At 61.2% G+C, this 18,707-nt stretch carries 15 protein-coding genes and 5 pseudogenes; 14 read left to right on the top strand and 6 right to left on the bottom strand.

Annotation, left to right across the window (positions count from 1 at the left end; all coding sequences use genetic code 11):
* Window positions 1-138 precede the first annotated feature (138 nt).
* On the bottom strand, window positions 139-1,161 hold the full coding sequence (locus tag NVV94_RS12085; protein ID WP_258447356.1) for a zinc-dependent alcohol dehydrogenase family protein: 1,023 nt from the start codon (window positions 1,159-1,161) through the stop codon (window positions 139-141).
* Window positions 1,162-1,374: 213 nt separating this feature from the next.
* On the opposite strand from NVV94_RS12085, the gene NVV94_RS12080 reads away from it, so the two are divergent.
* The 4 genes and pseudogenes from NVV94_RS12080 to NVV94_RS12065 all read left to right on the top strand — a co-directional run bounded on the left by NVV94_RS12080 (window position 1,375) and on the right by NVV94_RS12065 (window position 3,816).
* Window positions 1,375-2,289 (top strand): LysR family transcriptional regulator, encoded by a 915-nt coding sequence (locus tag NVV94_RS12080; protein ID WP_258447355.1) that lies wholly within the window; start codon window positions 1,375-1,377, stop codon window positions 2,287-2,289.
* 147 nt (window positions 2,290-2,436) lie between these two features.
* On the top strand, window positions 2,437-2,862 hold the full coding sequence (locus NVV94_RS12075) for an AraC family transcriptional regulator ligand-binding domain-containing protein (protein WP_309304287.1): 426 nt from the start codon (window positions 2,437-2,439) through the stop codon (window positions 2,860-2,862).
* Window positions 2,747-3,556, top strand: a pseudogene (locus NVV94_RS12070) (OprD family outer membrane porin); the annotation flags it as partial. The gene NVV94_RS12075 and the pseudogene NVV94_RS12070, both read left to right, overlap by 116 nt.
* Before the next feature lie 65 nt (window positions 3,557-3,621).
* On the top strand, window positions 3,622-3,816 hold the full coding sequence (locus tag NVV94_RS12065) for an OprD family outer membrane porin (protein ID WP_309304295.1): 195 nt from the start codon (window positions 3,622-3,624) through the stop codon (window positions 3,814-3,816).
* A gap of 134 nt (window positions 3,817-3,950) precedes the next feature.
* Here NVV94_RS12065 and NVV94_RS12060 read toward each other — a convergent pair.
* A pseudogene (locus NVV94_RS12060) lies at window positions 3,951-4,094 on the bottom strand (Lrp/AsnC ligand binding domain-containing protein); the annotation flags it as partial.
* A 5-nt stretch (window positions 4,095-4,099) separates the two neighbouring features.
* On the opposite strand from NVV94_RS12060, the gene NVV94_RS12055 reads away from it, so the two are divergent.
* Window positions 4,100-4,585, top strand: a complete 486-nt coding sequence (locus NVV94_RS12055; RefSeq protein ID WP_258447354.1) for a LysE family translocator — start codon at window positions 4,100-4,102, stop codon at window positions 4,583-4,585.
* A 1-nt stretch (window position 4,586) separates the two neighbouring features.
* Here the strand turns inward: NVV94_RS12055 and NVV94_RS12050 are convergent, their stop codons facing one another.
* Complete coding sequence (locus NVV94_RS12050) at window positions 4,587-6,230, bottom strand: acetolactate synthase large subunit (protein WP_258447353.1); 1,644 nt, start codon at window positions 6,228-6,230, stop codon at window positions 4,587-4,589.
* Window positions 6,231-6,425: 195 nt separating this feature from the next.
* On the opposite strand from NVV94_RS12050, the pseudogene NVV94_RS12045 reads away from it, so the two are divergent.
* Window positions 6,426-6,590 (top strand): annotated as a pseudogene (locus NVV94_RS12045) (citrate transporter); the annotation flags it as partial.
* Window positions 6,591-6,620: 30 nt separating this feature from the next.
* Here NVV94_RS12045 and NVV94_RS12040 read toward each other — a convergent pair.
* Window positions 6,621-7,877: a flavohemoglobin expression-modulating QEGLA motif protein gene (locus NVV94_RS12040; RefSeq protein WP_258447352.1), complete on the bottom strand. Its 1,257-nt coding sequence runs from the start codon at window positions 7,875-7,877 to the stop codon at window positions 6,621-6,623.
* Window positions 7,878-7,902: 25 nt separating this feature from the next.
* Window positions 7,903-8,086: pseudogene (locus NVV94_RS12035) on the bottom strand (GntR family transcriptional regulator); the annotation flags it as partial.
* 60 nt (window positions 8,087-8,146) lie between these two features.
* Between NVV94_RS12035 and NVV94_RS12030 the strand changes: the two are divergent.
* The 6 genes from NVV94_RS12030 to NVV94_RS12005 all read left to right on the top strand — a co-directional run bounded on the left by NVV94_RS12030 (window position 8,147) and on the right by NVV94_RS12005 (window position 16,235).
* The gene (locus NVV94_RS12030; protein ID WP_258447351.1) at window positions 8,147-8,548 is read left to right on the top strand and encodes a hypothetical protein; all 402 of its coding nucleotides are present in this window, start codon (window positions 8,147-8,149) and stop codon (window positions 8,546-8,548) included.
* 195 nt (window positions 8,549-8,743) lie between these two features.
* Window positions 8,744-9,985 carry a multidrug efflux RND transporter periplasmic adaptor subunit MexE gene (gene mexE / locus NVV94_RS12025; RefSeq protein ID WP_258447350.1) on the top strand — a complete coding sequence of 414 codons (1,242 nt, stop codon included), beginning with the start codon at window positions 8,744-8,746 and terminating at the stop codon, window positions 9,983-9,985.
* 12 nt (window positions 9,986-9,997) lie between these two features.
* Window positions 9,998-13,177 (top strand): efflux RND transporter permease subunit, encoded by a 3,180-nt coding sequence (locus NVV94_RS12020; protein ID WP_258447349.1) that lies wholly within the window; start codon window positions 9,998-10,000, stop codon window positions 13,175-13,177.
* Window positions 13,174-14,595 (top strand): efflux transporter outer membrane subunit, encoded by a 1,422-nt coding sequence (locus NVV94_RS12015; RefSeq protein ID WP_258447348.1) that lies wholly within the window; start codon window positions 13,174-13,176, stop codon window positions 14,593-14,595. The genes NVV94_RS12020 and NVV94_RS12015 overlap by 4 nt, the downstream gene beginning before the upstream one ends.
* A gap of 199 nt (window positions 14,596-14,794) precedes the next feature.
* The gene (locus tag NVV94_RS12010) at window positions 14,795-15,079 is read left to right on the top strand and encodes a DUF3303 domain-containing protein (RefSeq protein ID WP_258447347.1); all 285 of its coding nucleotides are present in this window, start codon (window positions 14,795-14,797) and stop codon (window positions 15,077-15,079) included.
* A gap of 175 nt (window positions 15,080-15,254) precedes the next feature.
* A complete protein-coding gene (locus NVV94_RS12005; protein WP_258447346.1) occupies window positions 15,255-16,235 on the top strand; it encodes an alpha/beta fold hydrolase in 981 nt (326 codons plus the stop codon).
* 7 nt (window positions 16,236-16,242) lie between these two features.
* Here the strand turns inward: NVV94_RS12005 and NVV94_RS12000 are convergent, their stop codons facing one another.
* Window positions 16,243-16,647 carry a DUF488 domain-containing protein gene (locus tag NVV94_RS12000; protein WP_258447345.1) on the bottom strand — a complete coding sequence of 135 codons (405 nt, stop codon included), beginning with the start codon at window positions 16,645-16,647 and terminating at the stop codon, window positions 16,243-16,245.
* 282 nt (window positions 16,648-16,929) lie between these two features.
* Here NVV94_RS12000 and NVV94_RS11995 point away from each other — a divergent pair.
* Both NVV94_RS11995 and NVV94_RS11990 read left to right on the top strand, forming a co-directional pair.
* A pseudogene (locus NVV94_RS11995) lies at window positions 16,930-17,436 on the top strand (N-methylproline demethylase); the annotation flags it as partial.
* 136 nt (window positions 17,437-17,572) lie between these two features.
* Window positions 17,573-18,652, top strand: coding sequence for an FUSC family protein (locus NVV94_RS11990; protein ID WP_258447344.1), 1,080 nt, complete (start codon window positions 17,573-17,575; stop codon window positions 18,650-18,652).
* The last annotated feature ends 55 nt before the right edge of the window (window positions 18,653-18,707 follow it).

The following is an 18,707-nucleotide window of genomic DNA, read 5'->3' as shown; positions in this document are numbered from 1 at the left end:
CCACCATGATTAACCAAGAGGAAATTTCCTAAAGCAAGATCGGAATAATCTGCATATAAAGAAGCGCCAAGGCAGTCAGCCTTGGCGCTATAGGGAAACAACGAGGAGCAACAGGCTTCACGCCGCTGCAAGCCGCCTTCAGGCGGGGGGCATCTGCAACGCCACCCGGCCGCGACACGGGCACTCGTCCATGTAGCGATGCGCTTCGACGAACTGCTCGAACGGATAGACCCGGGTGATTTGCGGCACCAGGACCCGATCCGCGGTCATCTGATTGATATCGCGCAGGGCTCGCTGCAATGCGACCTGATCCTGGGTAATGCCCAGCTCCGGCTTGCCGGTGAAGTTGCCCAGGCAGTGCACGAAGAACTGAATGTTCTTCTGGAACGCTGCACAGGCCGGGAATGGCGTCTGGTTGCCGCCTTGCAAGCCGTACAGGACCAGGCTGCCGCGCGGCGCCAGGGCATCGCCCAACAGTGACATCTGCGGGCCGCCCAGGCCATCCAGGGCCATGTCGACGCCACGCCCGTCGGTGTACTTCCTGATCTGCATGAGCAGATCCTGCTCCTCGGTGACGATGACCTTGTCGGCGCCCAACGACAGCAGGTACTCGCGCTCATCTGCGGATTTGGTCGCCGCGATGACCTTGATACCCAGTGCCTTGCCCAATTGCACGAACGAAGGGCCGGCACAATGGCTGGCATCGGTGATCAGCGCGGTTTGCCCTGGCTTGAACCGCGCCAGGTCGACATAGGCAAAATAGGCGATCAGCAACGGCGTGTAATGCACGCTGGCCTCGATCGGGGTCAGGATGTCCGGGTAGCGGGTCAGGGCCGTGCGTGGCAATACGATCACTTCGCCGTAGACCGGATACTGGTTGGGGCTCTCGGCCGGGAAGCTGGCCACCTTGTCGCCCACTGCCAGATCGTCCACGCCCTCGCCCACTGCCAGCACGATGCCTGCCATTTCATGACCCAGCCCGGCAGGCAGATGCGCCTGGGACGGTGCCAGGTTCTGGCGCCAAAGCACGTCATACCAACTGATGCCGATCGCTTCGACACGTATTTGCACCTCACCGGGTGCGGGCTGCACAGGTACCTGCTCTTCGCACTTGAGCACCTCGGCCGGGCCAAACTTGTGAAAACGAATCGTGCGGGACATCGCAAACCTCGCCAAATAAACCTCTAATGCCATGAACTCTATCCGGGCTTTACCGGTTAGACCATCAGTGGCCATTAATAGTCGACATGCCTGTCATTGATTGCAGATCCATTCTACAGCGGCAAAAATCAAATTTTCCGATGCAGGGTAACAGCCTTTGCCCGTAAGATTCACTCCGAGCCCCATTCCTGACAGCCCAGTGAAGCGAACCAGATGAACCGTAACGACCTGCGTCGCGTCGATCTGAACCTGCTGATCGTATTCGAAACACTGATGCATGAGCGCAGTGTGACGCGTGCGGCGGAAAAACTCTTCCTGGGGCAGCCGGCCATCAGCGCGGCCCTGTCGCGCTTGCGCAACCTGTTCGACGACCCCTTGTTCGTCCGTACCGGCCGCAGCATGGAACCCTCGGCCAGGGCGGTGGAAATCTTCGCCCTGCTCTCGCCGGCACTCGATTCCATCTCTACCGCGGTCAGCCGCGCGGCCGATTTCGACCCGGCCACCAGCAACGCAGTGTTTCGCATCGGCCTGTCCGACGATGCCGAATTCGCCTTGCTGCCGATGCTGCTCAAGCGCGTGCGCGCCGAAGCGCCTGGCATTGTCCTGGTGGTGCGACGGGTCAACTATATTCTGATGCCCTCCTTGCTGGCCTCCGGGGAAATCTCCATCGGAGTGAGCTACACCGCCGACCTGCCGGCCAATGCCAAGCGCAAGGTGCTGCGCCGCAGCAAGCCGAAGCTGCTGCGCGCCGACACCATGCCGGGCGCGCTGAGCCTGGACGACTTCTGCTCCAGGCCCCATGCGCTGGTTTCGTTTGCCGGCGACCTGAGCGGGTTCGTCGACGCTGAGCTTGAAAAAGTCGGGCGCAAGCGTCACGTGGTGCTGGCCGTGCCTCAGTTCAATGGGTTGAGCACGCTGCTGGCCGGCACCGATATCGTCGCAACCGTGCCCGACTATACGGCCGACGCCCTGACCGCCGCCGGCGGCGTGCGTGCCGAAGAGCTGCCGATCGATGTCCAGTCGTTCGAGCTGCACATGGCCTGGCGTGGGTCGCAGGACAATGACCCGGGGGAGCGCTGGTTGCGGTCTCGGATTCAGATGTTCTTCGGGGATCCGGATAGTCTGTGAAGGCCAGTGCTCTCAGCCCATTAGTGCCAGCAATCATGGGGCTTACACATTCCGACCTGGTGCGCTCCGACGTTTTGCGTAGTTTTCCGGGGCACCTGGGGCACATATGCATTGACCGAGCACAGCCGTCAATAGAACGGAGAAGTCATGGCTACAGCCCAAGACAAAGGAACCACGTCAATCGGCCTGGTGCATGAAGCGCTTTACAGTGCCAGACAACGCCACATGGACGTGTCACTTGCACTACAAAAGGCCGACATCGATCCTCAATTGCTGGAGTCCCCACGGTCCAGAGTCTCGGCCGCCGCATTCGCTCGCCTCTGGGTCGCGTTGGCGGATCTGCTGGATGACGAGTACTTCGGTATCGACAGTCATCCAATGCGGCGTGGCAGTTTCAAACTGATGTGCCACGCACTACTTGATTGCAAAACTTTGGGCCCAAGGCTTTATCCTCAACGTGCAGTCTGGCTACACCGAGGGCACCCTCGGCTTTGGCATCGATGCGCTCGGCCTGGTCGGGGTCAAACTGGATTCCAGCCCAGACCGCACCGGGTCCGGCCTGCTGGCCTATGATTCGCAACGCAACGTGAAAGACGAGTACAGCAAGCTGATACCGACCGCCAAGGCACGCCTGGGACGCAGCGAACTGCGTATCGGCGGCCTCAATCCGGTGATGCCGATGTTATCGAGCAACAACAGCCGCCTGCTCCCGCAAGTGTTCCGCGGTGGAATGCTGGTATCCAAAGACCTTGAGCCTTTGACCTTCAGTGCCCTGCGGATCAACGCGGTAAAAGAGCGTAACTCGACGGATTTTGAATCGCTGACCACCTTTGGTTACAAACCGGTCGAAGCCGATCACTACACCTATCTGGCACTGGACTACAAAGCGTTGCCGGAACTCACGCTCAGCTACCATGTGGCCGAACTGGAAGACCTCTACCGCGCCCAGTTTTTCGGGTTGAAGCTTGATCGAGCGCTTGGCCCGGGATCGGTCATCTCTGACATCCGCTATTTTGCTGCCAGCGAAACGGGAGATGAAGGCCTGGGTGAAGTGGACAACCGCACACTCAGCACACTATTGGCCTATCGCCTGAGCGGCCACACCTTCGGCGCCGGTTTCCAGAAAGCCTGGGGGGAAACGTCCTTCGCCTTTATCAATGGCGCCGACACCTACCTGTTCGGTGAGTCGTTGGTGAGTACCTTTACCGCGCCCAACGAACGGGTCTGGTTAGTGCGCTACGATTTCGATTTCGCAGCGGCTGGCCTGCCTGGGTTAACCCTGGGCCTGAAATATGTCAAAGGCGATGAGGTAGATCCTGCTCTCTTGAGTACATCCCAGGCCGCCTCACTGCGATCCCTGGGGAGGATGGCAAGGAATGGGAGCGCGTCACCGACATCACCTACACCGTACAAAGTGGTCCGTTCAAGAATGTGTCGGCACAGTGGCGCAACTCCACCAATCGTTCCACCTACGCCGACAGCGCCAACGAAAATCGCCTGATAGTTCGATACACCTTCAAGTTTTGAAAGTCATCGCTGATGGATCGCCGCACGCAGGTATTGCGTGCGGTTCATCGCAAGTGCGGCACTCGGGGCTTCGGCCGAATGTGCTTTGTCACGCTTAGTTTCTCATCGCTATTTCACTATGAGACTTGCTCAAATCACAGGGGAAGCGAACGGTCTTGAATGACACGCTTCATCACAAGGGTGGAGGTCAATCGCTGAACATTGGGTAACGTGGAAAGGCGGTCATCATAAAGCTGTTGAAAAGCCGGTAGATCACGGGTGATGACGTGAAGAAGATAACCAGTTGATCGGACATTTGTTGGCAACGCTAATCGTGGCGGCCGGTGTCGGTGGTCTGATTGCAAGCAGCCCCATTGCCCTTTCGGTGCTCACCATTGCCGGGGCTGCGTATCTGCTTTGGCTGGGACTCAACATGCTCCTGCATCCTTCAGTACCTCGCGCCGGCGAAGCTCAAGCATCCGGCTCCTGGGCGCGCTGGACACTTAAAGGGGCCTGCGTAAGCGGCCTCAACCCCAAGGTTTTTCTGCTTTTTCTGGCCTTGTTGCCACAATTCACCGACCCGACGGCCTCCTGGCCGGTTCCGATGCAGATCGTCGCGCTAGGCCTGCTCCACGCCTTCAGTTGTGGAGTGATCTACCTGCTGGTGGGGTTCGGTTCTCGAGTCGTGTTGCAGGCACGCCCCGTGGCAGCTCAAGCGGTCAGTCGCCTCTCGGGAGCAATCATGGTCATTATCGCCGTCCTTCTATTAATCGATCAGATCTTGCGCTGACTCAAACAAGGGCGCTTCTTCTTTTGAGCTCGTTATTGAGAATGAAATCATTCTCTGAGTAGTCCACCGGGCAGTCGATAAGGTGAACCCCGGGTTCCGCCATGCAACGCTCGAGCAATGGTAGAAATGCCTCTGCGCTCTCCACCCTGTGCCCCTTGGCACCATAGCTTTGCGCATACATGACAAAGTCTGGATTCCCGTAATCAAGGCCGAAATCGGTAAAGCCCATCTGCGATTGTTTCCAGCGGATCATGCCGTAGCCATCGTCGCGCAGGATAATGACGATCAGGTTCATCTTCATCCTCACAGCGGTCTCCAGCTCCTGACTGTTCATCATGAAGCCACCATCGCCGCAAACGGAAATGATCGGCCTGTCCGGATAAACCAGACGTGCGGCCATGGCCGATGGCAACCCGGCGCCCATGGTTGCGAGCGCGTTGTCCAGCAGCACGGTGTTGGGTATGTGCGCCTTGTAGTTGCGTGCGAACCAGATCTTGTAGATGCCGTTGTCCAGGGCCACGATACCCTCGGACGGCAGCGCCCGGCGCACATCGGCCACCAGGCGCTGCGGGTAGATCGGGAATCGCGCGTCATCGGCGCCCTCTGCAACCTGGGCCTCGTTAGCTTCACGGATGGCCAGCAGACGGCTGAAGTCCCAATGAGCCTGGGGGCTGAGCGCCTCGCTGATCTGCCAGACGGCGTTGGCAATATCGCCGACTACTTCAATCTGCGGGAAATAGACCGGGTCGACCTCGGCAGAACGGAAGTTCACGTGAATCACTTCGGTGCCACCGCGGACCATGAAAAACGGTGGTTTTTCGATGACATCGTGGCCGATGTTGACGATCAGGTCCGCCGCCTCGACAGCGCGGTGAACGAAGTCCCCGGACGACAGCGCGGCGTTGCCGAGGAAGCGCGGATGGCGCTCATCCACGACGCCTTTGCCCATTTGCGTGGTGACGAAAGGAATACCGGTTTTGTCGATCAGCTGGCGCAGTACCTTTGCCGTCATTTTCCGATTGGCGCCTGCCCCGATCACCAGGATCGGGCTTCGTGCCGCTTTGAGCTTGGAAACCGCCGCACTGATAGACTTGTGCTCGGCCAGCGGCCGACGGCTGAGGCTGGGTGCAATCGGGGTGCTGTCAGTCTCCTCGGCAGCGATATCCTCGGGCAGCTCCAGGTGCACCGCTCCCGGTTTTTCTTCCTCGGCCAGACGGATAGCCTCGCGTATACGGGACGGAATGTTGTCGGCTGAAGCCAGCTGGTGGGTGTACTTGGTCAGCGGCTGCATCATCCCCACGACGTCGAGGATCTGGAAACGGCCCTGCTTGGATTTCTTGATGGGCTTCTGGCCCGTGATCATCAGCATCGGCATACCGCCCAGAAACGCATAGGCGCCGGCGGTAACCAGGTTGGTGGCACCGGGGCCGAGGGTCGACAGGCTGACGCCGGTCTTGCCGGTGAGGCGCCCGTAGGTGGCGGCCATGAAGCCAGCCGACTGCTCGTGGCGGGTCAGTACCAGCTTGATGCTGGAACAGCGCAACGACTCCAGCAGGTCCAGGTTTTCTTCACCAGGAATGCCGAATACATACTTGACCCCTTCATTTTCCAGGCATTTCACCACGACATCTGCGGCCTTGGCCATCTTTCCACCTCAATCTCGGTGAGCGCTTGCGCGCCTGTTACCATTATTGATCAAGGGGCATGCCCCCGACTTTCACACTGACGGCGCTACGGTCACATCGGTCTGACCGCTCTGGGCCAGCGCGATGTGAACGAATCCTTCGGCTTTCTTGCGTACCACCGCCTTGACGCCAAGCAACGCCTACGCCTTGGCAGCCTGCTCAGCCCCCTTGTGGCTTCTACCTACCTGTTGTGCGGCTTGGCCGGGGTGGAATTCAGTGACCACCAGAAATACACCATGAAGCGGGCCTTCGCCTTGAGCTTCCTCATTCTGGGCATGTGTTTGCTCCTGGGGTTGTTCCCTCTGCAAGCGGGTGCGTAACCCAACCGGGCGCTGGCCAATGGAGAGTCATCAGTCACTCTCTTCCTCCAGCGCAACAAACCGGTCCAGGTCGATCAAGTCCAGCTTGATGCGCCCGGCAAAGGCCGAGAAGGCGAAGAACGCCGCCAGCAAGCGCATGTCCCTGGCCCAGAACGGCACATAGCGCGGCGGTTGCAGCCAACCGGATTCGAACAAGGGCGCCAGGCGTACCACATCGGCGGTGGTCAGTCGTCCGGCGAACAGGTGGTTGACCAATTCCGGGCGGTTGTCGCGGATGGCCACGCGCAACAGGGTGTGCACGCTGATCAGGCCGCTGAGGTAGCAGGCATCCTTGGTGAAAGCACTGCCGCCGCGCACATCGCCGCCACGGAAGATCCGCTGGGTGGAGCGGAATGATTCTTCCTCGGTCTGGCCGGCCTGGAGAAAGCCCTTGAACACCTCAATGAAGTCGGCGCCGTCCAGGGCCTGCTGCACGGCCAGCACGCGCAGGGTGATGCGGCGCAGGCGCTGGATGTCGATGCTGCCGGTGAGCAGCTCGGCGAGCATGGCGATGCCTTCCTGGGTCGCCGTGGTGCGTGGCGCGCCCAAGGCCAGGCAGCCCAGGTTGGGTTGCAGCATGCCGTTCTGGGCGGTGGCGGCGTGGACGAAAGCTTCATGTTGCAACAGCTGGCCCTTGTCCAGTTCGGAAAACAGGGCACTGGCGCGCAGGCGGATGCGACTGGCACCGGCGATGGCCTTGGAGGCGAGCCCCGGGTCGACCATGACCTTGACCTGGCCGGTCCCGAAGAAGCGATCAAGCTCCGGCTGCATCCACTCGGCGAAGTCCTGGGCCGGGATATCGGCGACGGTTTTGGGGATGTGCTGGCCGCCAAGCAGTGCATCGGTGGTATCGAGGAAAAAGCGCGCCGCATCGAGTGCCGTCAGCTGCGAGCGCGGGTAGAAGAAGTCGGGGCGGCGGTACAGCTGCGCCGAATAGTCGGCGAAGGCCGGCGTGCCGATAGCTCCGAGCATGCGCCCGGCGGTGGCGTAGCTGCGCGCGGTCATGGCCAGGAACTGGCCCGCGGGGTGGCCGAAGTCGCACTGGCTGGCCAGCGCTTCCAGGCTTTCGATTTCGCTTTGGTGGTTGCGCGGTTCCAGCGTGACGTCCGGCAAGGTCGGACGCCCGGCGCGCCAGTCGGCGAGAAAGCGCTCCTCTACCCCGTCCGGCCAGGCCAGTGCCTCGAGCACGCGGATCTTGCGGGCCAGTTTGGGCAGGGCGATATCGAGATCGGCAATGGCAAGAGGCATGGCTGATTACACCCTTGTGGGAGTTGGCCGCCCGTGCCGCATCCAGGTCCTGCGTCTTGATGGCATTGAGGATGGCCGGCGTCATGTTCCAGATTAGCCAAATACCCCAGCCGCGACAAATCCGCGCTGCCACGTTCCTCGGCATTGACCCGGGTGCGCGGGATCATGGAGTTGCCCAGGTGCGCCATGATGTCGGTGAAGTAGGTATTTATCCCTCCTTACTAACGGTCATGGGCAAAGCCAACCCCGGTTGACTATGATAGCTGCCCATGACCCCCTCACTTTCGCTGCGCCAACCCTGCCCTCCAGGTGCCTGCATCTGCGACCGCGAGCGCCTGCTGGAAACACCGGGCACGGACCTGCGCATCCTGCGCCTGACCCGCCAGGAAGAAAAACGCCTGCTCGAGCGCCTGGAAAACCTGCAAAGCCTGACTGACCTGGAGCACATGCAGCAACGCATGTTCGAACTGCTGGGCCTGCGTGTGGAGGTCGCCCCGGGCTTCAACGAAGTGCGCACCATGCGCGGCATCGTCATCCAGATCGGCGAACTGCCCGGGCTCTGCCGCAAAACCCGCCAGGCCATCCCGACCGCGATTCGACGCGGCCTGGAGAAGCACCCGGAAATTGCCTACGGGCTGCTCAACGCCCACGACCTGCTGCGCGACGCCTGAGGCGTGAGAATGCGCCCGGGCGGCGTCCCGGTTGCCAGCGACAAATGCCCCACAGCTCAAACTGTCAAACCCCGAAACCCCCGTCCCAGAGCACTATATCAATCCGAGTGATAGTTACCTTCGGCCCATTCGATTCGTCGTCAATGGTTCCAGCTCGCATCATCCGCCCATTCTCAATAAATCGGCGGACTCCCCATGGAACAGTCACTCAAATATTTGCGCTACCCCCTCGCCGCCTTGGCGGTGCTGGTGATGAGCGCCTGCGGTCGTGCCCCGGAGGCCACCCAGGCTCCGGCCGCGCCCAAAGTCAGCGTTGCCAAGGTGCTGGAACAGCCGATCAATGAGTGGGATGAGTTCACCGGGCGCCTGGAAGCGCCAGAGACCGTCGAAGTTCGCCCGCGCGTATCGGGCCAGATCGACCAGGTCGCCTTCACTGAAGGTGCTCTGGTGAAAAAAGGCGATCTGCTGTTCCAGATCGACCCGCGTCCATTCGAGGCCGAGGTCCGCCGCCTCGAAGCCCAGCTTCAGCAAGCCCGCGCCACCGCCGTGCGCAGCGCCAACGAAGCCCAGCGCGGCGAACGCCTGCGCTCGAGCAATGCGATTTCCGCGGAACTGGCCGAATCGCGCACCACCGCTGCCCAGGAAGCCCGCGCCGGCGTTGCCGCGATACAGGCACAGCTGGACGTGGCCAAACTGAACCTGAGCTTTACCCGGGTGACTGCGCCGATCAGCGGCCGGGTCAGCCGCGCGCTGATCACTGCCGGCAACATCGTCAATGCCGATACCACGCCCCTCACCAGCGTGGTGTCAACGGACAAGGTCTACGCCTACTTCGATGCCGACGAACGCGTCTACCTCAAGTACACCCAACTGGCACGCCAGGGCCAGCGCGGCCAGACCACCCCGGTCTATCTGGGCCTGTCCAACGAAGACGGCAACCCGCACCTGGGCCAGATGAACTTCGTCGACAACCAGGTCAACCCCAAGACCGGCACTATCCGCGGTCGTGCGGTGTTCGACAACCGCGACGGCAGCTTCACCCCCGGTCTGTATGCCCGCCTGAAGCTGGTCGGCAGTGCCACCTACTCAGCGGTGCTGATCAACGATGAAGCGGTCGGTACCGATCTGGGCAAGAAATTCGTACTGGTCATGGATGCCGATAACAAGGCCACCTACCGCGCCGTCGAACTGGGTCCCAAGCTCGAAGGCTTGCGCATCGTGCGCAGCGGCCTGAGCAAGGAAGACCGCATCGTGGTCAAGGGCCTGCAGCGCGTGCGGCCGGGATCGCCGGTACAGCCGCAGGACACGCCAATGGCCAGTGACGCCACCCTGGCCGCCCTCGCCCAGCAACGCCAGGCCCTTGAAGCCAGCAACCCGCCACGTGTCACTCCGGCTTCGACCGTGAAGGTGGCAAGTGCGCAGGCCCCACGCGGTTAAGAGATCACGCCCATGAATTTCTCCCAGTTCTTTATTTCCCGGCCGATCTTCGCTGCAGTGCTGTCGCTGCTGATCCTGATCGCCGGTAGCATCTCGCTGTTCCAGTTGCCGATCAGCGAATACCCCGAAGTGGTGCCGCCGACCGTCGTGGTACGCGCCAACTTCCCGGGGGCCAACCCCAAGGTCATCGGCGAAACCGTTGCCGCGCCGCTGGAACAGGCCATCACCGGGGTCGAGAACATGCTGTACATGTCCTCGCAATCGACCGCCGACGGCAAGATCACCCTGACCATCACCTTTGCCCTGGGCACCGACCTGGACAACGCCCAGGTCCAGGTGCAGAACCGCGTGACGCGGACCCAGCCCAAGCTGCCCGAAGAAGTCACCCGCATCGGCATCACCGTCGACAAGGCCTCGCCCGACCTGACCATGGTCGTGCACCTGACCTCGCCGGATAACCGCTACGACATGCTCTATCTGTCCAACTACGCCATCCTCAATATCAAGGATGAGCTGGCACGGTTGGGTGGCGTGGGCGACGTGCAGTTGTTCGGCATGGGCGACTACTCCCTGCGGGTCTGGCTCGACCCCAACAAGGTCGCCTCGCGCAACCTTACGGCGACTGACGTGGTCAATGCGATTCGCGAGCAGAACCGCCAGGTCGCTGCCGGCCAGTTGGGCGCACCGCCCGCCCCCGGCGCCACCAGCTTCCAGCTCTCGGTCAACACCCAGGGCCGCCTGGTCAGTGAGGAAGAGTTCGAGAACATCATCATCCGCTCCGGCGCCAATGGCGAAATCACGCGCCTGAAGGACATCGCCCGGGTCGAGCTGGGTTCCAGCCAGTACGCCCTGCGCTCCTTGCTCAACAACCAGCCGGCGGTGGCAATCCCGATCTTCCAGCGTCCGGGTTCCAATGCCATCGAGATCTCCAACGAAGTCCGGGCGAAAATGGCCGAACTCAAGGAGAGCTTCCCCGAAGGCATGGACTACAGCATCGTCTATGACCCGACCATCTTCGTCCGTGGCTCGATCGAAGCGGTGGTCCATACCCTGTTCGAAGCACTGATCCTGGTGGTGCTGGTGGTGATCCTGTTCCTGCAGACCTGGCGCGCCTCGATCATCCCGCTGGTGGCGGTTCCGGTGTCGTTGATCGGTACCTTTGCCGTGATGCACATGTTCGGCTTCTCGCTCAACGCCCTGTCGCTGTTCGGGCTGGTATTGGCCATCGGCATCGTGGTGGACGACGCCATCGTGGTGGTGGAGAACGTCGAGCGTAACATCGGCCTGGGCCTGACGCCGATCGAGGCCACCAAGCGGGCCATGCGTGAAGTGACAGGGCCGATCATCGCCACGGCGCTGGTGCTCTGCGCGGTATTCGTGCCGGCGGCCTTCATCTCCGGCCTTACCGGGCAGTTCTACAAGCAGTTCGCCCTGACCATCGCCATTTCCACGGTGATCTCGGCCTTCAACTCCCTGACCCTGTCGCCGGCCCTGGCCGCGGTATTGCTCAAGGACCACCACGCGCCCAAGGACCGCTTCTCGAAATTCCTCGACAAGCTGCTCGGCGGCTGGTTGTTCCGCCCGTTCAACCGCTTCTTCGACCGCGCCAGCCATGGCTATGTCGGCACCGTAACCCGCGTGATCCGCAGCAGCGGCATTGCCCTGGTCCTCTACGCAGGCTTCATGGTCCTGACCTGGCTGGGCTTTGCCACCACCCCGACCGGCTTCGTGCCTGCCCAGGACAAGCAATACCTGGTGGCCTTCGCCCAGTTGCCGGATGCGGCGAGCCTGGACCGTACCGAAGCGGTCATCAAGAAGATGTCGGAAATCGCCCTGGAACAACCGGGCGTGGCCAACTCCGTGGCCTTCCCGGGGCTGTCGATCAACGGCTTCACCAACAGCCCCAACAGCGGCATCGTGTTCACCCCGCTCAAGCCCTTCGATGAGCGCACGGACCCGAGCCAGTCGGCCGCTGCCATCGCCGCCGCGCTGAACGCCAAGTTCGCCGACATCGAGGACGCCTATATCGCGATCTTCCCACCGCCGCCGGTACAGGGGCTGGGCACCATCGGTGGCTTCCGCCTGCAGATCGAGGACCGTGGCGGCCTGGGTTATGAGGCGCTGTACAAGGAAACCCAGAACATCATCGCCAAGAGCCACAACGTGCCGGAACTGGCCGGCCTGTTCACCAGCTATCAGGTCAACGTGCCCCAGGTCGATGCCGCTATCGACCGGGAAAAGGCCAAGACCCATGGCGTGGCGATCAGTGACATCTTCGACACCCTGCAGATCTACCTGGGCTCGCTGTATGCCAATGACTTCAACCGCTTTGGCCGCACCTATCAGGTCAACGTCCAGGCCGAACAGCAGTTCCGCCTCGAGGCCGAGCAGATCGGTCAGTTGAAGGTACGCAACAATCTTGGCGAGATGATCCCGTTGGCGACCTTCATCAAGGTCAGCGACACCTCGGGGCCGGACCGGGTCATGCACTACAACGGCTTCGTCACCGCCGAGATCAACGGCGCGGCAGCACCGGGCTACAGCTCCGGCCAGGCCGAGAAAGCCATCGAGAAGCTGCTCAAGGAAGAGTTGCCCAACGGCATGACCTACGAGTGGACCGAGTTGACCTACCAGCAGATCCTGGCCGGCAATACCGCGTTGTTCGTCTTCCCGCTCTGCGTACTGCTGGCGTTCCTGGTGCTGGCAGCCCAGTACGAAAGCTGGAGCCTGCCACTGGCGGTGATCCTGATCGTGCCGATGACGGTGCTGTCGGCCATCACCGGGGTGATCCTGTCCGGTGGTGACAACAACATCTTCACCCAGATCGGCTTGATCGTACTGGTGGGCCTGGCGTGCAAGAACGCGATCCTCATCGTCGAGTTCGCCAAGGACAAGCAAGAGGAAGGCCTCGATCCACTCAGCGCAGTGCTGGAAGCCTGCCGCCTGCGTCTGCGGCCGATCCTGATGACCTCCTTCGCCTTCATCATGGGTGTGGTGCCGCTGGTGCTGTCGTCCGGTGCCGGTGCCGAAATGCGGCATGCCATGGGCGTGGCGGTGTTCTCCGGGATGCTCGGGGTAACCTTCTTCGGCCTGTTGCTGACACCGGTGTTCTTTGTGCTGATCCGTCGTTACGTCGAACGAAGCGACGCACGCAAAGCCGCCAAACTGCTGAAACTGGAGAGCCAGGCATGAGTATGAAACTGTTTATGCCGAGCCTGTTGGTGCTGGCCCTGAGCGCGTGTGCGGTCGGGCCCGACTACCAGGCACCGCAGACCGCCGCGGCGCACATCAGTGCCGCCGAAGGCAAAGAGGCACAGGGCAAATTCGACCGTGGTCGTTTCGATGCGATCTGGTGGCGGCAGTTCGAGGACCCGACCTTGAACCAGTTGGTCAGCCAGTCCCTGCAGGGCAACCGTGAACTGCGCGTGGCCTACGCCCGTCTGAAAGCCGCCCGGGCGATTCGCGACGACGTCAGCAACGACACATTGCCGGTCGTGACCGCACGTGCCAGCAGCGACCTGGGCAAAGGCCAGATTCCTGGCCAGACCGAGCAACGGGTCAATAGCGAACGCTATGACCTGGGCCTGGACATGGCCTGGGAGATTGACCTGTTCGGGCGCATCCAGCGTGCGATCGAGGTCAGCGATGCCGAAGAAGACGTAGCCGCCGCCGACCTCAACCAGCTGCAGGTGACCCTGATCGCCGAGCTGGTCGATGCCTACGGGCAACTGCGCGGTGCGCAACTGCGAGAGAGGATCGCCCTCGCCAACCTGAAAAACCAGCAGGCCTCGCGTGACATCACCGAGAGCCTGCGCGAAGCTGGGGTTGGCAACGAGCTGGATGTGACCCGTGCCGACGCCCGCCTGGCAGCGGTCGAAGCCACAGTGCCGCAGCTGCAGGCCGAGCAGATCCGCGCACGCAACCGCATCGCCACCCTGCTGGGGCAACGTCCCGACCAGCTCAGCGTTGACCTTGGCCCGGCGCAATTGCCGGCCATCGCCAAGGCGCTGCCGGTCGGTGACCCCGGCGAGTTGTTGCGGCGTCGCCCGGATATCATGAGCGCCGAACGCAAACTGGCCGCCGCCACCGCCAGTATCGGCGTGGCCACGGCCGACCTGTTCCCACGGGTCAGCCTCAGCGGGTTCCTTGGCTTTACCGCCGCTCGCGGTTCGCAGATCGGTTCATCGGCCGCCAACGCCTGGGCGCTCGGCCCGAGCATTACCTGGGCCGCCTTCGACCTGGGCAGCGTGCGCGCGCAGATTCGCCGCGCCAATGCCGATGCCGAAGGCGCGTTGGCAAGCTATGAGCAGCAAGTGCTGCTGGCCCTGGAGGAATCGGAAAACGCCTTCAGCGACTACGGCAAGCGCCAGCAGCGCTTGCTGTCGCTGATCCGCCAGAGCGAGTCCAGCCGCAAGGCTGCTGACCTGGCCGGCATCCGCTACCGCGAAGGCACCGAGGACTACCTGATACTGCTCGATGCCGAACGCGAACGCCTCAACGCCGAAGACGCCCAGGCATTGGCCGAGGTCGATCTTTATCGCGGTATTGTTGCCATTTACAAGGCGCTGGGTGGTGGCTGGCAGCCTGAGACGATTGCTTCGGTGAACTGACTTTACGAGCGCTATGCACTCGGACGCAGCCTTACAGCAGCCGCTACAAACGCGATGGTCGAGCGCGGTAGATCAGCGGTCGTACACGACTGGCATCAGCCTGCTATTCCTTCCCAAGGGAAATGCAGGCGCGACCGTGGCCACGGCACCAGCAGGGCGCGTAAAACAACGGGTGCCTATCCTTTTTCGGAGGTGACCTATGTTATTTATCCTCAGCTGGACGATCAGACACGATTGTCGCAACAAGGCAATGACACGGTTTATCGAGAGCGGTGGCGCACTTCCCCCTGACGGGGTAACCATGCTCGGCCGCTGGCATGCCGTCGGGCGCCGATCCGGTTTCGGCGTGGCTGAAGCCAATGACGTGACGCTGCTGCAAAAATGGGTACTGAACTGGAGCGATATGCTCGACATGGAAGTCTACCCGGCGATGACCGACGAGCAGATTGCCCCGCTAATGGTGTCGGCGCTCAAACAAGGCTAGATAGTTCGCAACCCGACGGTCTTGCCCGGGCCATCGGGTTGGCCGCAATCAGGTCCATGGCCGCATGCGGCCTGCACGAGTAATGCCTCGATATAATGATTCTGTTGTTGCCAAAACACCTCACTTGTTACTTTCAGGTGGTTGCCCTGACAACTTTTTTTCAAGGAGAGAACAAGTGAAAGTGATTCACAACGCACTCGGACGAATACCCGCAACTGTTTTATTGGCACTCTTTGTCGGCTGGTTTTCTTCAGGCGCCTTCGCCAACACGCTCGAATGGCCAGCCCGGACGACGTACCAATATCAAGATGTGGACGGGCAAAAAATCTTCTACCGCGAGGCCGGGGATCGCTCAAAACCGACCCTTCTGCTGTTACATGGTTTCCCTTCCTCTTCCCATACCTATCGTGCGCTGATCCCCTTGTTGTCTGGCAGCTTTCATGTCATTGCCCCGGACTACCTGGGCTCTGGTTATAGCGACCGACCTGACCCGAATCAGATGACCTACAGTTTCGACCTGCTTGCCAAGCATGTTGCCGGCCTGGTCGAAAAACTGAAAATTGATCGCTATACCCTTTATATGCAGGACTTTGGCGCGCCAGTGGGGTATCGATTGATGCTCGCCCAACCTGAACGCCTACAGGGTTTGATCGTTCAAAATGCCAATGCCTACTTATCGGGGCTGACGCCAACGAGACTGGAATTCTTTCGTAAAATGCATGAGGACCGCTCGCCGGAGCAGGTCGCCAAACTCTATTCCTACGTGAGTCGCGAGTTCATTATCAATGGGCAATATTTACGCGATGTAAAAGGAAAAGAGTTTCTGATGAACCCAGATAGCTGGACACATGATCTGGTATTTCTGCAGGCGGCCAATGATCAAAAAATTCAGGTCCAGCTATTTCAAGACTATTGGAGCAACATAGAGGCCTATCCCCAATGGCAGGAATTTCTGCGGTTGCAGCAGCCACCCACACTTATTGTCTGGGGCAAGCATGATCCTGCCTTCATCTCGCCCGGTGCCGAGGCCTACCTCAAGGATCTGCCAAATGCCGAATTGCACTTGATCGATGCCGGACATTTCGCCGCTGAAGAACAGCCCGTGGAAATCGCCAAGCACATCCATGGCTTCATGGCGCGACTGGTCAGCCAATAAGCGGGTCTCAATGTCGATGCGGCTCATTGGCATAGCACACGGGCGAGCTTGGCGCGTTTTCCCGGTCGAGTTCGTCTTCAAGCCACTCGGCCAGGACTTGGGCATTGTTGTGCAACGTGTCCTTGGCCGAGTAGATCAGGGTCAAGGTGCCCTTGCGGGCGGCGTCCATCAGCGACATCCAGTGTTCGGGTCGTCCCGCCAGCTCCTGCCGGTAGCGCGTGCGAAAGGCGTCGAAATCCAGTTCGCCCTGCTTGAATGCGCGACGCAGCTCGGTCGAGGGCGCCACCTCGCGATTCCAGGCGTGCAGCGGGAGTTGGTCCTTGCGGCAATTGCGCGGCCAGAGACGGTCCACCAGTATGCGCAGACCGTCATCGGTCGACGCGGGGGCGTAGGCGCGTTTGCATTGGATCATGGCGGTTTTCTCCTGACCTTTCTGTGGGAGCGGCGGGGGCGCCTAGCCTTGCCAGCGATGCAGACGACGCGGTTTGTCTGAATCACCGCAGTGAATCTATCGCGGGCAAGGCTAGGCGCCCCCGCCGCTCCTACAAGATATCTGAGCCAGGCCACAATATTCTGTGAGAGCGGGTGAGTCAGACCGCAAGTCTCGGAGTGCCGAGCCAATGCCAACGGCCTGGAGTGGTGTATCGACATTGAACGGAACAACACCATGACCCTACCCACCGAGACGCTGGACTTGCTGTTCGATGACGCCGGCGACCACGCCGGTCTGCAGGCGGCCGAGTTCATCGCCAAAAGCGGCGCCAAAGTGGAAATCATGACCCCCGACCGGAGCTTCGCCCCGGAAGTCATGGCCATGTACCTGGTGCCCTATATGCGCTCGCTGCAGGCCCTGGACACTACCTTCACGGTCACCTTTCGCCTGCTCGCGGTCGAGCGCGAGGGGCAGGCGTTGCTGGCGACCATCGACAGCGACTACGGCAATGCCCGCAAGACCCGCCGCATCGATCAGGTGCTGGTCAACCACGGCACCCGGCCGCTGGACGAGTTGTATTTCGAACTCAAGGCCGCCTCCAGCAATGGCGGCGTCATCGAGCAGCAGGACCTGATCGTTGGCAATCCTCAGCAAGTGGTGACCAACCCAGCTGGCTCGTTCCAGCTGTTTCGCATTGGCGATGCCGTGGCCGCGCGCAATACCCATGCGGCAATCTATGACGCCCTGCGGTTGGTCAAGGACCTTTGAATGAAGAGCACACGTGCAGGATCTGAACACGGGGCAATCGTGCTGGTGGTTTATACCCGGCAAAATGTGCTTGGATAAGCGACCGTTTCAGCGTTACATGGCTGTCCAATCCTGCTGGCAATGGGTCACTCAACGGATGAAGACAGCTCTCTCCTTACACCTGCCGTCCTGGCTGCGAAGACTGCTGCGGCCCCTGCTGGACCCGTACCGACGCTACCATCACGCCCGCTTGATCCACGCCGCGCGCGTGGTGCTAGGGTTGCTGGTCTCGATCCTGTTGACCACCGGCCTGAACCTGCCCCACGGTGAATGGGCCTCGGTGACCATGCTGATTGTGATTGGCGGCCTGCAACACCACGGCAATATCGGCAAGAAAGCCATCGAGCGGGCCTATGGCACCTTGATCGGTGCCGGGCTCGGCCTGGCGGTGGTCGCCCAGCAGGCCTGGCTGGGCATACCGCTGTTGACGTACAGCATCATGTCGCTGGCGTGCGGTTTCTTCGCCTATCACGCCATCGGCAAGGGCGGCTATACCGCCCTGCTCTCGGCCATCACCCTGTTCGTCGTCGCCGGCCATGGCTACAACCCGATGACCGACGGCCTGTGGCGCACGGTGGACATCCTCATCGGCATTGTCCTGGCGCTGGCATTTTCCTTCGCCCTGCCGCTGTATGCGGTCTACTCATGGCGCTACAACCTGGCCAGTGGCTTGCGCGACTGCGCCACGGTGTACGGGCGCATCATCAGTGGGCAGTCGGCCAACGCCGACGAGCATCTCAAGCTGATGACGAAACTGAACGCCACCATGCTACAACTGCGCTCGCTCATGCCTTCGGTGTCCAAGGAAGTCAAAATCTCCATCACCGAACTGGAGGCTATCCAGGGCCACTTCAGGATGTGCCTGAGCACACTGGAGATCCTCGCCAACATCCGCCCTACAGGGGCGGACCAGGCAGACATGACTCAGTTGCAGAGCCGCTTGAGTGCCGAGCACCGCTATATCTCGCGGCAACTGATCGGCATGGCCCGGGCGTTGCAGGCAGGGGCTACGGACAGGCTGGAGCGCAAGGCCGAAGCCGCGCTGCTGGAGATGCCAACCGAGGGCGGCGTACCCACGGAGCTTGCGGGCTACCAGTTGCTGACCCGGCAACTGGTGAAGAACCTCGATCGCTTGCAGCATCGCCTGGCACGAACGGCCAGGCGGTGGAAGATATAGGGATACCTCTGAATCGAGAGGCCCTCCGGGCCTCAGCGCAGCCTTCGGCAGCGGC

This window comes from Pseudomonas sp. LS1212 (assembly GCF_024741815.1).
GTDB lineage: Bacteria > Pseudomonadota > Gammaproteobacteria > Pseudomonadales > Pseudomonadaceae > Aquipseudomonas.
The sequence above is the reverse complement of the archived record's forward strand: the minus strand, read 5'-3'. Positions and strand labels throughout refer to the sequence as shown.